Raw genomic sequence first — 12,036 nt, forward strand, 5'->3', positions numbered from 1 at the left:
CCCCACCGCCGGGAACATGGCATGTCCCCGGACCCCGCCTTGTGTTGGTTCGGGGTGGCAAGGTCGGCCCCTGGCTCGATCCCGGGGGGCAGGCGGACCAGCGCGCCCTATCAGGCCAGGTCGCGGATCCGCCGCATCACCCGGGCGAAGCGGCGGGCGATCCCGGCCTGCCGGTGGTGCATGCCGTCGCGCACCACCCAGCGGCCGCCGGCCATCACGTCGCGGACCGGTGTGGTGTTGCCGGAGAAGACCCAGGCATCCAGCAGCGCGTCGCCTTCCCGCCCGATCAGGGCCGGATGTTCCGTGTCCAGCACCAGGAGGTCGGCGCGGCAGCCCGGCGCCAGGCGCCCCATGGGCTGGCCCAGCGCCTGGGCGCCGCCCAGCGCCGCGCGTTGCAGCAGGGCGAGGCCCACCGAGGCGCCGGGCCGCGTCTCGGTGACGTTGCGGGCGCGGCGGCGCAGGCGCTGGACGTATTCCATCCAGCGCAGCTCCTCGATGGGGCTGGTGGAAACGTTGCTGTCCGTGCCGATGCCGAGGCGCCCGCCCGCTGCCGCGTAGTCCGGCAGGGGAAAGAAACCGTCGCCGAGATTGGCCTCGGTGGTGGGGCAGAGGCCGGCCACGGCGCCGCTCCGTGCCAGGGCCAGGGTTTCCGCGGCGTCGGAATGCGTGGCGTGGATCAGGCACCAGCGCGCATCCACCGGCGCGTGGCCGAGCAGCCATTGCACCGGGCGCTGACCGCTCCAGGCGAGGCAGTCCTCGACCTCCTTCACCTGCTCCGCGACATGGATGTGGATGGGCGTGTCCGGGCCCAGCTCCGCCGCCAGGGCGATGCTGGCGGAGAGTTCCTCCGGCATCACGGCGCGCAGGGAATGCGGCGCCACGCCGGTCCGCACCCCGGGCCAGGATGCGGCCTCCCGGCAGATCCCCGCCCAGGTTTCCACCGGCAGGACGAAGCGGCGCTGCCCCGGTGCCGCTTCCGCGCCGCCGAACTGGCTGTGGCGGTAGAGCACCGGCAGCAGGGTGAGGCCGATTCCCGCCGCCTCGGCCCCGGCGGCGATGCGTCGGGCCATCTCCGCCGGATCGGCATAGGGCGTGCCGTCCGGCGCGTTGTGCAGGTAGTGGAACTCGGCCACGGCGGTGTAGCCCTGGCGCAGGCATTCCGCGTAGAGCTGGGCCGCGATGGCTTCGACATCCTCCGGCGTCAGCACGGCGAGGAAGCGGTACATCACTTCGCGCCAGCGCCAGAAATTGTCGCCCTCCGGCCCGGCGCGCTCGGCCAGCCCCGCCATGGCGCGCTGGAAGGCATGGGAATGCAGGTTGGGCATTCCCGGCACGACGAGGCCCCGCAGGCGCTCGTCGCCTTCGGCCGCGTCGCTGTCCGCCGCCACGCCGGCGATGCGCCCCGCATCGTCCAGGATGATGGCGACGTCGCGTCGGATTTCGCCGTCCAGCAGCGCGGTTTCGGCCAGGAAGCGCATCACCGTCCTCCGCGCACGCGGCTGTGCAGGGGATTGAAGCCGAGGCGATAGACCAGCTCCGCCGGCCGCTCGATATCCCAGATGGCGAGGTCGCAGCGCTTGCCCGTCTCCAGCGTGCCGATCCGGTCCAGCAGGCCCAGCGCCCGCGCCGCCTCGCGCGTCACCCCGGCCAGGCATTCCGGCACGGTCAGGCGGAACAGCACCGCCGCCATGTTCATCGCCAGCAGGATCGAGGTGAGCGGCGAGCTGCCCGGGTTGCAGTCCGTCGCCACGGCGATGTGCGCGCCATGCCGCCGCAGCGCCTCGACCGGCGGGCGGCTGGTCTCGCGCAGCGTATAGGCGGCCCCGGGCAGCAGCACCGCCACTGTCCCCGCACGGGCCAGGGCGGCGGCGCCCGCCTCGTCGGCGCATTCCAGGTGGTCCGCCGAGAGTGCCCCCCAGCGCGCCGCGAGCGCCGCGCCGCCGCCATTCTCCAGCTGGTCGGCATGCAGCTTCACCGGCAGGCCGTGGGCCCGCGCGGCGGCGAAGACCTGCCCGGTCTGCGCGGCGGAAAAGGCGATGCTCTCGTGGAAGACGTCCACCGCATCGGCCAGCCCGGCCGCCGCCACGGCGGGCAGCATCGCGTCGCAGACCAGCGCGGTGTAGTCCTCCGCCGTCATGCCCGGCGGCACGGCATGGGCGCCGAGGAAGCTGGTGGCCACGCCGATATCGCGCGCCTCGCCCAGCCGCCGCGCGGCACGCAGCATCCGCAGCTCGGTCTCCGTGTCCAGCCCGTAGCCGGACTTCACCTCCACCGTGGTCACGCCCTCGGCGATCAGGCGGTCGAGCCGGGGCAGGGCGCTTGCCACCAGCGCGTCCTCGTCCGCCGCCCGCGTGGCGCGCACGGTGGACAGGATGCCGCCCCCGGCACGGGCGATCTCGGCATAGGTGGCGCCGGCCAGCCGTGCCTCGAACTCCGCCGCGCGATCGCCGCCATGGACCAGATGGGTGTGGCAATCCACCAGCCCCGGCGTGACCCAGCGGCCCTCCAGTCGCAGGACCTCTCCGGCTTCCCAGCCGGCGGGGAGCCCATCCTCCGGCCCCGCGAAAGCGATCCGCCCGTCCCGGCTGGCGACGGCGCCCCGCTCCACCACGCCGCAGCCCGCCAGGATGGCGGCCTCCCCATGGGCCGCCGCGGAGCTTCCTTCCGGCGCCATGGTCAGCAGCCTGCCCCCCAGCCACACGCGGTCGAAACGGTGCCCTTCGGCCATCGCATCCTGTCCTTTCCCCGGGGACATCGCCCGGTCTCCCATGCCCGCCGCGCCGCCCACGCTGGCCGGCGGCACGCCCCGGGGGTCGGAAGCCTCCCCTCCGTTTCCCGGTCCCCCATTGCGGGGTGGGGCCGGGCGAGGGGGACGGTAGAGCATTTCCGGCCCACCGGTGCCGCCCAGCCTTTGCCGGGGGAGCCTGTGTGTCAAAGGAGGGACACATGGCGGACGACCATGCGGCCACCACATCGTTACGGGGCGAAAACGCCAGCCCGCCCCTTGCGGGTCCGTCCCAGGGAGAGGAAAGACCGTCATGCGCATCGCCGAGAATCTCGTCGATATCACGGTCTTCTCCCGCGTTGCCGAGGTGGGCAGCCTGACCGCGGCGGCCCGCGAGCTCGGCATGTCGCTGCCGGTCGTCAGCAAGCGGCTGGCGCGGCTGGAGCAGCGCCTCGGCATGCGGCTGGTGAGCCGCACCACGCGGCATCTCGCCCTTACCGAGGACGGGCGCGACTTCCAGGCCCATTGCCGGCGGATCCTGGCCCAGATCGAGGAGATGGAGGCCGCGCTGGCGCTGCGCCGAGGCGAGGTGATCGGGCAGTTGCGCGTCACCTCCGCCGTCGCCTTCGGGCAGCGCGTCCTGGCGCCGCTGATCGCGGAATTCCTGTGCCTGCACCCGGCAATGCGCATCCACCTCACCGCCACGGATACGATGGTGGACCTGATCGGCGGCGGCTTCGACCTGGCCATCCGCTCCGGCGCCATGCCCGACTCGCAGCTCCTGGTGCATCCGCTCGCCCCCAGCCACGGTGTCGTCTGCGGTGCCCCTGCCTATCTGGCGCGCCGGGGCCGGCCGTCCCATCCGCGGGAGCTGGAGCAGCACGACTGTATCCTGTCCGGCGACGCCCCCCAGGACCAATGGTGCTTCCGTTCGCGGTCGGGCGAGGAGGCTCCGGTGCAGGTCGCCGGCCCGGCCAGCACCAGCCATGGCGAGGTCGCGCTGGCCCTGGCGCTGGCCGGAGCCGGGCTGGTGGTGAAGCCGGACTGGGATGCCGGGCCGGAGGTGCGGCTGGGAAGGCTGGAGATCGTGCTGCCCGACTGGCACATTCCCGAGCCGCCCTTGCAGGCGGTGCATGCGCATGGGCGCCTGGTCACGCCCCGGCTGCGGCTCTTCCTGGATTTCCTGGACGAGCGGCTCCGCGCCGGCTGGCCATGAGGCGATCCGGCGCCGCCCGGGGCCCGCTCAGCCCCGCCGGCCGAGGGGCAGGCTGCCGGAGGCCTTGAGCCGGTCGAGCACGATGGAGGAGCGGACCCGCGCCACGCTCTCGTGCGGCAGCAGCACGTCGTTCACCAGCACCGACAGGCCCTTGAGGTCCGGCACCACCGCCTTGATCAGGTAGTCGGCGTCGCCGGTCATGGCATAGGCTTCCTGCACCTCCTCCAGCCGCGAGACGAGATCGCGGAAGCGGCGGGCATTGTCGCCGCTGTGGCTGGCCAGCGTGACCTGGATGAAGACCAGCAGGTGCAGCCCCAGCCGCTCCGCATCCAGTTCCGCATGGTAGCCGCGGATCAGCCCGGCAGCCTCCAGCGCCGCCCGCCGGCGCGAGCATTGCGAGGCGGACAGGCCGATGCGCTCCCCGATCTGCTGGTTGGTCAGCCGGGCATCCTCCTGCAAGGCCCGCAGCAGGCGGAGGTCTAGGACGTCCAGGGCGGATGATTCGTGCATGGATGAGGATCATCATGCCTGGATCGTGCGCCGGTAAAGGGGACGCGGTACGGTTTCGCAAGCAGCTTGCGCGTTGCCTGCGGCAGGCTGTGCGTCATAACGGAGGACATCCACGAATGGGACCTTTCCCGCATGACGCCCCGCGTGCCGAGATCAGCGCGCACAACCCCATGGGCACGGACGGATTCGGCTTCGTCGAATACGCGCATCCGGAGCCGGAGAAGCTGCACGCCCTGTTCCGCCAGATGGGCTTCACCGCCGTGGCGCGGCACCGCACGAAGCGCAGCACCCTCTACCGCCAGGGCGACATCAACTACCTGCTGACCGAGGAGCCGGGCAGCCATGCCGCGCGCTTCGCGGAACGCCACGGCCCCAGCGTGCCGTCGATGACCTTCCGCGTGGTGGACGCGCAGCATGCCTACAGGCGCGCGCTGGAACTGGGCGCCGAGCCGGCCGATCCCGCCGATGGCGGCAGGACCATCGACATCCCGGCGATCAAGGGCATCGGCGGGTCCCTGCTCTACTTCATCGACCAGTACGGCGAGAATGGCTCGGCCTATGACGCCGAATTCGAATGGACCGGCGAGCGCGAACCCTTTCCGAAGGGCGCCGGGCTCTTCTACATCGACCACCTGACGCACAACGTCCATCGCGGCCGGATGGATGTCTGGTACGAGTTCTACAGCAAGCTCTTCAACTTCCGGCAGATCCGCTACTTCGACATCAAGGGCGAGTACACCGGCCTCTTCTCCCGCGCCCTGACCAGCCCCGACGGGCGTATCCGCATCCCGCTGAACGAGAGCGCCGACGACGAGAGCCAGATCGAGGAATACCTGCGGGAGTACAAGGGTGAGGGCATCCAGCACATTGCCTGCGGCTGCAACGACATCTACGGCACGATCGAGGGCCTGCGCGAGGCCGGGCTGAGCTTCATGCCGGCGCCGCCCGCCACCTATTACGAGAAAGTGGACGCCCGCCTGCCGGGCCATGGCGAGGACCTTGCCCGGCTGAAGGCCAACGGCATCCTGGTGGACGGCGAGGGCGTGGTGGAGGATCGCAAGGCGCGGCTGCTGCTGCAGATCTTCTCCGGCAACGTGATCGGCCCGGTCTTCTTCGAGTTCATCGAACGCAAGGGCGATGACGGCTTCGGCGAAGGCAATTTCCGCGCCCTGTTCGAGAGCATCGAGGAGGACCAGCTCCGCCGCGGCGTGCTTTCCAAGGCCAACGCGGCGGCCTGAACCTTTCGCGTTGCGCTTCATGGCTGGCCGCCGGGGGAGAGGCGCCGCCTCTCCCGCCGGACCCCCTCTCCGCCGGGGACCGAAGCCGGTCCCCGGACCCCGGGCTTTCATTGGCGCCGGTGGTTGCCGTCAGTCTTCGCATCGATTCCGGGGAGCAGGCGGCAACCTGGGACTCCCGAAAAGAAAGACACCTTGTCCGCTCTGGTGGCACTGGCAGTCCGCCGGAGAGCCGTGCTCTCCGGCGTGATCCGGCCGGCAGCGGAGAACCAGCGAAGGGGAGGTCCAGGACCCTCAGGGTCCTGGCGGATAGGGGGTCCGGGGGCGAAGGCAGAGCCTTCCCCCCGGGACAGCGCGACGCCGGAACAGCCTAGCGCCGGCGCCAGATCCAGTAGCGCGGGTGGCGGCCTTCGCGGTGTGCCTTGGCCTCGTAGCGCGTGCCGGGCCAGTCGGCGGGGCGTTCCCGGACATCGAGCACGGGCTCGAACAGCTCCTGTGCCGCGAAAACCTCCTCGACCCAGGCCTGGTAGACCGGGTGGTCGCTGGCCATGCGCCATTCGCCGCCGGGGCGCAGCACGCGGGCCACCAGGGGCAGCATGGCGGGGTGGACGAAGCGCCGCTTGGCGTGGCGGGACTTCGGCCAGGGATCGGGGAACATCAGGTAGAGGCGGGACAGCGCTCCTTCCGGCAGGCCGGCCAGGAGGTGGCGCGCGTCGCGCGTCCAGAGACGGAGGTTGGGCAGGCCGGGCGCCGTCTCCTCCCCGCCTTCCGGCACCAGCCGGGACAGCAGGGCGCAGATGCCGTTCTCGAAGACCTCGGAGGCGATCAGCCCCGCCCGCGGATTGGCGCGGGCCAGGGCCTCGGCATGCTCGCCGCCGCCGAAGCCGACCTCGACCCAGACCTCGTCCGGCCGGGACGCGAAGAGCGCGCCCGGATCGGCGATGCCGGCGGGATCGGCGGAAAGGCGCGGAGCCGCGAGTTGCAGCAGCCGTTCCTGCCGCGCCCGCAGCGGGTGGCCCCGGCGCCGGCCATAGAGCCGGTTGGGGACACCCTCGACGGGCGGGTCATGCGGGTCCACGGCCCCGGGGGCAGGGTCCGCGACCCCGTCCTCCAGGACCGGGGCCGTCATCTCAGCGACCGAAGGCGCGCTTGAGGTCGTTGGCGATGTCGGTGCGCTCCCAGGTGAAGGTGCCCTTGTCCTCGTCCGGGGTGCGGCCGAAATGGCCATAGGCCGAGGTCGGCACGTAGATCGCCCGGTTGAGCTGCAGGTGCTCCCGGATCCCGCGCGGGGTGAGGTTCACCATCTCGTTCACGACCTTGGCCAGCTTCGCCTCGTCGATGTCACGGCCGGTGCCGTGCAGGTCGAAATAGACCGAGAGCGGCTTGCTCACGCCGATGGCGTAGGAGACCTGGATCGTGCACTTGTCGGCCAGGCCGGCGGCGACGACGTTCTTGGCCAGGTAGCGGCAGGCATAGGCCGCCGAGCGGTCCACCTTGGTCGGGTCCTTGCCCGAGAAGGCACCACCGCCATGCGGGGCCGCGCCGCCATAGGTGTCCACGATGATCTTGCGGCCGGTCAGGCCGCAGTCGCCGTCCGGGCCGCCGATCACGAAGGTGCCGGTCGGGTTCACGTAGAGCTCGTCCTCCGGCACGGTCCAGCCGGCGGGGAGCGAGGAGGCCACGATCGGGGCCACCAGCGCGCGGACCTGCTCCTGCGTCAGCCCTTCCTCGTGCTGGGTGGAGACCACCACGGAGGTGACGCCGACCGGCTTGCCGTCGACATAGCGCAGCGTGACCTGGGACTTGGCGTCCGGCAGCAGGCCGGCGACCGACTTGTCGTTGTTGCGGCGCAGCTCGCTGATCCGGCGCAGGATGAGGTGCGCGTAGTACAGCGGCGCCGGCATCAGGTCGGGCGTCTCGGTGCAGGCATAGCCGAACATGATGCCCTGGTCGCCGGCGCCCTCGTCCTTGTTGCCGGAGGCGTCCACGCCCTGCGCGATGTGCGCGGACTGGGCGTGCAGGTGGCACTCGACATGCGCGTTGCGCCAGGAGAAGCCTTCCTGGTCATAGCCGATGTCCTGCACCGCGAGGCGGGCGAGGTGCATCAGGTACTCGGCCGTCACGCTACCGGGGCCACGGGTCTCGCCGGCCAGGATGATGCGGTTCGTGGTGACCAGGGTCTCGCAGGCCACGCGGGAATAGGGATCGGCCGTCAGATAGGCGTCCAGCACGGTGTCGCTGATACGGTCCGCGACCTTGTCGGGATGGCCTTCCGAAACGGATTCGGAGGTAAAAAGGTATTCGCCCTTGTCGCGCATGGCGTGGATTCGTCCTCTTGTCGCGATTGGTTGCACGGCGCCACCCCGGGTCACCGGCGGGCGGGTGTGTTTCGCAGCCACCCCAGGAGGGGTCAACCGAAAGCTTGACGGACAGTCCTGCGTCGGATGCGCGTCAAATTCCCGGCAGCCGCTCGGCTGGGGCCGGGCCACGGGCGCAAATTGTCGTTAAATTCTTATGCTGTCCAGAAAAAAGGACGATTTTCGCTGCGACGCATCAATGCGCGTAGACGAGGTTCACTCCATCGCCGAAGCGGTCGAAGGACACGCCATAGACATGGATGGAGAGGGCGTCGCGGCAGCCGAGATTGGCCAGGCGGTGCACCAGCTTCGGGTCGGCGGGGCCATGGCTGGTCTCGCCAGGGCGCCGCAGGAAGGCCGCCGCCGGAACGGGGTCCCCGCCTTCCTCCAGCGCGTAGAAGCTCTCGGTCAGCACGCCGCCATGGATGCCGAGCGCGCACCAGGTGCGGTGGGCATGTACCGGGCTCATCTGCCCGGGGCGCCAGATCAGCGCCACGACGGCGTATTCTCCCGCCGGATCGGCCTGCAGCAGGTGGCGGGTATAGCCCTCGGCCCGCCCCGGGAGGTGCCGGCCCAGCAGGAGCTGCGGGTCGGCCATCGCCTCGCCCAGCACCTCCGCCACTGCGGCGTGGCGCGATGCCAGCGGCGCCCGTGCGGCCAGGGCGATCTCGGCCAGGAGGCGGTCCAGGGCGGTGCGTGTCTGGGCGATGAACATGCGTTGGCGGTCCTGCTCGGCACGGGGCCGGTTCCATGGCCGCCGGCTGGAACCGGTGGCGCGGAATGGCGTGGGGCGAGTCTAGGCGCAGCGGGCGGGAGGATTTTTGCCAAGATTCCCCGAAAAGCGGGTTTCCCTGGAAAAATCTTCCCCTGTTCCGGGAATTATAGGTCGAAAAAACCGTTCCATACGCGTTTCCAGTGAAAATAACCCCGGAAATCACGTCCGCATAAGAATTTTCTTTCGCCCGGCCTTCACCACTGGCGACAAAGCACGCCTGCGTCCCTGCTCCCAGGGCCACCATTCCCCCCGCTGGGCGGCTCAGGCCTCGGCCGCGTAGTCCAGCGGCACCTCGGTGGTGGATTTCAGCTCCTCCATGGCGAACATGGAGGTGACGTCGGTGAGGTCCACGGCGGAGATCAGCCGCTTGTACACGCCGTCATAGGCTTCGATATCCGGCACCACGGCGCGGATCAGGTAGTCGATCTCGCCGCTCATCCGGTAGAAATCCACGATCTCCGGGATGTCCGCCAGGGCGCGGCGGAAGCGTTCCAGCCAGGCGGCGTTGTGCTGGCTGGTGCGGATGGCGATGAAGACCGTGACGCCGACATTCAGCTTCCGCCGGTCGAGCAGCGCCACCCGCTTCCGGATCACCCCTGCCTGTTCGAGCTTCTGGATGCGCCGCCAGCAGGGGGTGGGGGAAAGGCCCGCCATCTCCGCCACCTTGGCCACGGGCAGGGTGGCGTCGGCCTGCAGCGCGGCCAGGATGCGCTTGTCGAAGGCATCCAGCACCACCCGGTCGCGAGAGGTCATCGGCGGGGTTTCCTGGGCTGGGGCTGAGACGACACGTCGGGACTCGCGGCGGGAAGGCGGGTCAGGGGTTCAGGAAGCGCATCAGCCGGCCCAGCATCTCCCGCAGGTCGAAGCCGGGGGAGGCCTCGGCCGTGCCCGGCCCTTCCGGCGCGCGGGCGCGGAAGCGGGCCAGGGCCTCGCCAGTGCGGGACAGGCGCAGCTCCGTGGGCTCGGTCGATTCCGATTCCTCCGGCACCAGCCCGACGATCCGCACCAGGGCGCGTTCCGCCGCCGGCAGCTCGGTGGCCGCCCGCTCCACGTCCTCCGCCCTTGGCGCGCAGACCACGGAGCGGCCTTCCAGCCCACAGGGCATCTCGAAGAAGCGGTTCGGCGGGAAGCGTAGCTGCGCCGTGCCGGTGAAGGCGAGAAGGCCGCGTCCGATCCCCTCGATCGTCAGGTCCCGCGCGGTGACGGCCGGCACCAGCCTGCCATTGCGCCGCACCACCTCCAGCGTCAGGGCGGCCTGCCCGGCCGAGGCCGGAACCGCCGGCCGCCGGTTCAGCAGGCGGCAGCTCGTCTGGTCCGTCATGCGGTCGGCGGCACAGGTGAGGATCCAGGAGCCGATCTCCTCCGCGCCCGGCTCCGGCCTGGGCTGGGCGTGGGTCTGGGGGGGCTGGGCCTGCGGCGCGGAGGACTGCGCCCGGGCCTCGCCGGGCGGGAGCGCGGCCACCAGGAAGGGGAGGAGCAGGAGCTCGAGGGGCGTAAGCCGGCGGGCGGCGGGCAGTCCGGCCCCTGCCCATGCGCGGTGGGCGATCCGCGTGGCGAATCCGGCGCTGGGCGCGGGGTGGGCGGAAGGCTGGGCGGATGGGCGCATCACGATATTATCTAGAAGCTCCCGCCCACCGATGGGAGTGGCATGCCGCCGGCGGATGCGAGTTGCCGGGGAGGCGCCGGGGAATGGCCATCCCGCCTCACGGGTTTGCGAGTTTTCACCGGGTGCCGATCCGCTCTAGTGCCTTGCGGGCCTTAGCCTTCCTGTCGGCCATCGGCCGGTGCATCGGGCCCGACAGGGGGCGGAAGGCATATCCGACAGCATGTCCGGCCGGGGCGTCCAGGCCCGGCCTCCCGCTTCGCCTTCTTGGTGGGCGCGGAGCACGACGGAGCCGGCATGGGACCCGAAGCAAAGGAGAAGCGCATGCGGCAACTGCGGCTCGCGGACGGGACGGAGGTCCCGGTGCTCGGCCAGGGAACCTGGCACCTGGGGGAGCGCGGCGCGGATCGCGGAGCCGAGGCCCGGGCGCTGCGCCTCGGCCTCGATCTCGGCATGACGCTGATCGACACGGCGGAGATGTATGCGGAGGGCGGCGCCGAGCAGGTGGTGGGGGAAGCCATCGCCGGGCGCCGCGACGAGGTCTTCCTGGTCAGCAAAGTCTATCCCCACAACGCCTCCCGCGCCCGCATGGCCGCGGCCTGCGAGGCCAGCCTGCGGCGCCTGGGGGTGGAGAGCCTCGACCTCTACCTGCTGCACTGGCGCGGCGGCGTGCCCCTGGCCGAGACGGTGGAGGCCCTCGGGCGGCTGCGCGAGGCCGGCAAGATCCGCCGCTGGGGCGTCAGCAACCTCGACGTGGCCGACCTGGGGGAGCTGGGCGGCGCGCTGGCGGACTGCGCCACGGACCAAGTCCTCTACAACCTCGATGCCCGGGGCGTGGAATTCGACCTCCTGCCCTTCTGTGGCGAGCGGCAGATGCCGGTGATGGCCTATTCCCCGCTGGGCCAGGGCGGGCGGCTGCTGCGCCATCCGGTGCTGCGGGAGGTGGCGGAGCGCCACGGGCGGCTGCCGGCGCAGATCGCGCTGGCCTGGGTGCTGCGTCAGCCCGGCGTGGTGGCCATCCCGAAATCCGCCGACCCGGCGCACCTGCGGCACAATGCTGGCGCCGCCGAGATCGTGCTGGAGGAGGCGGACCTGCGGGCGCTGGATCGTGTCTTCCCGCCGCCGCAGCGCAAGCAGGCCCTGGAGATGCTTTGACCCGCTGCACCGGGAAGGCCGGGCACCGGAGGACGGGTCTGGAAAAAATCGCGCACACGGCCGTGATTTCGTCTAGAAAGGCGGCATTATCTCGCAAACGATATGGTTTGTCCGGTTGAGGAGTTGGTCGATGAGCGAGACTTGGAACGGCATCCCCGACGACCCCGAGGAAAGCGGCTGGCACTGGGTGGAGGATGGCGACGGCCTCCGCCCCCTGATGTGGCGGGGGGAGGACTGGCCGGATGCGGTGGACCGCCATGGCTGGCGCGACGGCTTCTCCGTGCTTTCGCCCGAGGATCTCCACCACGCGCGCTACCACGGCCGCGTCGCCATGCCGCCCGGGGTGGCGGAACGCTTTCGCCTGAACGTGATGTTCGCCACGGCCTGACGCAGGGGCGGGGCTTCCGCCGCCACGGGATTCTCCCGGCGCCGGCCCCTGGTCGCGCGAAGCCCGGCTGCT

At 71.1% G+C, this 12,036-nt stretch carries 12 protein-coding genes; 4 read left to right on the top strand and 8 right to left on the bottom strand.

Annotated elements, in window-relative coordinates; translation table 11 throughout:
- Positions 1-110 precede the first annotated feature (110 nt).
- A complete protein-coding gene (locus tag BT98_RS0121100; protein ID WP_019462939.1) occupies positions 111-1,478 on the bottom strand; it encodes a formimidoylglutamate deiminase in 1,368 nt (455 codons plus the stop codon).
- The gene (gene hutI, locus BT98_RS0121105) at positions 1,478-2,728 is read right to left on the bottom strand and encodes an imidazolonepropionase (RefSeq protein WP_027297498.1); all 1,251 of its coding nucleotides are present in this window, start codon (positions 2,726-2,728) and stop codon (positions 1,478-1,480) included. The genes BT98_RS0121100 and hutI overlap by 1 nt, the downstream gene beginning before the upstream one ends.
- A gap of 310 nt (positions 2,729-3,038) precedes the next feature.
- Here hutI and BT98_RS0121110 point away from each other — a divergent pair, with 310 nt between their 5' ends.
- Complete coding sequence (locus tag BT98_RS0121110) at positions 3,039-3,941, top strand: LysR family transcriptional regulator (RefSeq protein WP_019462941.1); 903 nt, start codon at positions 3,039-3,041, stop codon at positions 3,939-3,941.
- A 27-nt stretch (positions 3,942-3,968) separates the two neighbouring features.
- On the opposite strand, the gene BT98_RS0121115 is transcribed toward BT98_RS0121110, so the two are convergent.
- On the bottom strand, positions 3,969-4,451 hold the full coding sequence (locus BT98_RS0121115) for an Lrp/AsnC family transcriptional regulator (protein WP_019462942.1): 483 nt from the start codon (positions 4,449-4,451) through the stop codon (positions 3,969-3,971).
- Between the two features lie 116 nt (positions 4,452-4,567).
- On the opposite strand from BT98_RS0121115, the gene hppD reads away from it, so the two are divergent.
- On the top strand, positions 4,568-5,689 hold the full coding sequence (gene hppD / locus BT98_RS0121120; protein WP_019462943.1) for a 4-hydroxyphenylpyruvate dioxygenase: 1,122 nt from the start codon (positions 4,568-4,570) through the stop codon (positions 5,687-5,689).
- Positions 5,690-6,056: 367 nt separating this feature from the next.
- On the opposite strand, the gene trmB is transcribed toward hppD, so the two are convergent.
- The 5 genes from trmB to BT98_RS0121145 form a co-directional block, all read right to left on the bottom strand.
- A complete protein-coding gene (gene trmB, locus BT98_RS0121125; RefSeq protein ID WP_019459255.1) occupies positions 6,057-6,815 on the bottom strand; it encodes a tRNA (guanine(46)-N(7))-methyltransferase TrmB in 759 nt (252 codons plus the stop codon).
- A gap of 1 nt (position 6,816) precedes the next feature.
- Entirely contained in the window at positions 6,817-8,004 is a 1,188-nt protein-coding gene (metK, locus tag BT98_RS0121130) for a methionine adenosyltransferase (protein WP_019459256.1), read from the bottom strand.
- A 235-nt stretch (positions 8,005-8,239) separates the two neighbouring features.
- The gene (locus BT98_RS0121135) at positions 8,240-8,758 is read right to left on the bottom strand and encodes a cysteine dioxygenase family protein (protein WP_019459257.1); all 519 of its coding nucleotides are present in this window, start codon (positions 8,756-8,758) and stop codon (positions 8,240-8,242) included.
- A 321-nt stretch (positions 8,759-9,079) separates the two neighbouring features.
- The gene (locus BT98_RS0121140) at positions 9,080-9,571 is read right to left on the bottom strand and encodes an Lrp/AsnC family transcriptional regulator (protein ID WP_019459258.1); all 492 of its coding nucleotides are present in this window, start codon (positions 9,569-9,571) and stop codon (positions 9,080-9,082) included.
- 61 nt (positions 9,572-9,632) lie between these two features.
- Positions 9,633-10,424, bottom strand: a complete 792-nt coding sequence (locus BT98_RS0121145; RefSeq protein ID WP_019459259.1) for a hypothetical protein — start codon at positions 10,422-10,424, stop codon at positions 9,633-9,635.
- 321 nt (positions 10,425-10,745) lie between these two features.
- Between BT98_RS0121145 and BT98_RS0121150 the strand changes: the two genes are divergently transcribed.
- Together BT98_RS0121150 and BT98_RS0121155 are read left to right on the top strand one after the other, a co-directional pair.
- Positions 10,746-11,576: an aldo/keto reductase gene (locus BT98_RS0121150; RefSeq protein WP_019459260.1), complete on the top strand. Its 831-nt coding sequence runs from the start codon at positions 10,746-10,748 to the stop codon at positions 11,574-11,576.
- Positions 11,577-11,706: 130 nt separating this feature from the next.
- On the top strand, positions 11,707-11,964 hold the full coding sequence (locus BT98_RS0121155) for a hypothetical protein (protein ID WP_019459261.1): 258 nt from the start codon (positions 11,707-11,709) through the stop codon (positions 11,962-11,964).
- Positions 11,965-12,036 lie beyond the last annotated feature (72 nt).

The sequence above is a fragment of the Roseomonas mucosa ATCC BAA-692 genome (assembly GCF_000622225.1).
Taxonomy (GTDB): Bacteria; Pseudomonadota; Alphaproteobacteria; order Acetobacterales; family Acetobacteraceae; genus Roseomonas; species Roseomonas mucosa.

What these genes read in the sequence shown, in the direction of transcription:
- BT98_RS0121100 (WP_019462939.1), bottom strand. Translation starts at nt 1,478, where the DNA reads ATGCGCTTCCTGGCCGAAACCGCGCTGCTGGACGGCGAAATCCGACGC.
- hutI (WP_027297498.1), bottom strand. Translation starts at nt 2,728, where the DNA reads ATGGCCGAAGGGCACCGTTTCGACCGCGTGTGGCTGGGGGGCAGGCTG.
- BT98_RS0121110 (WP_019462941.1), top strand. Translation starts at nt 3,039, where the DNA reads ATGCGCATCGCCGAGAATCTCGTCGATATCACGGTCTTCTCCCGCGTT.
- BT98_RS0121115 (WP_019462942.1), bottom strand. Translation starts at nt 4,451, where the DNA reads ATGCACGAATCATCCGCCCTGGACGTCCTAGACCTCCGCCTGCTGCGG.
- hppD (WP_019462943.1), top strand. Translation starts at nt 4,568, where the DNA reads ATGGGACCTTTCCCGCATGACGCCCCGCGTGCCGAGATCAGCGCGCAC.
- trmB (WP_019459255.1), bottom strand. Translation starts at nt 6,815, where the DNA reads ATGACGGCCCCGGTCCTGGAGGACGGGGTCGCGGACCCTGCCCCCGGG.
- metK (WP_019459256.1), bottom strand. Translation starts at nt 8,004, where the DNA reads ATGCGCGACAAGGGCGAATACCTTTTTACCTCCGAATCCGTTTCGGAA.
- BT98_RS0121135 (WP_019459257.1), bottom strand. Translation starts at nt 8,758, where the DNA reads ATGTTCATCGCCCAGACACGCACCGCCCTGGACCGCCTCCTGGCCGAG.
- BT98_RS0121140 (WP_019459258.1), bottom strand. Translation starts at nt 9,571, where the DNA reads ATGACCTCTCGCGACCGGGTGGTGCTGGATGCCTTCGACAAGCGCATC.
- BT98_RS0121145 (WP_019459259.1), bottom strand. Translation starts at nt 10,424, where the DNA reads ATGCGCCCATCCGCCCAGCCTTCCGCCCACCCCGCGCCCAGCGCCGGA.
- BT98_RS0121150 (WP_019459260.1), top strand. Translation starts at nt 10,746, where the DNA reads ATGCGGCAACTGCGGCTCGCGGACGGGACGGAGGTCCCGGTGCTCGGC.
- BT98_RS0121155 (WP_019459261.1), top strand. Translation starts at nt 11,707, where the DNA reads ATGAGCGAGACTTGGAACGGCATCCCCGACGACCCCGAGGAAAGCGGC.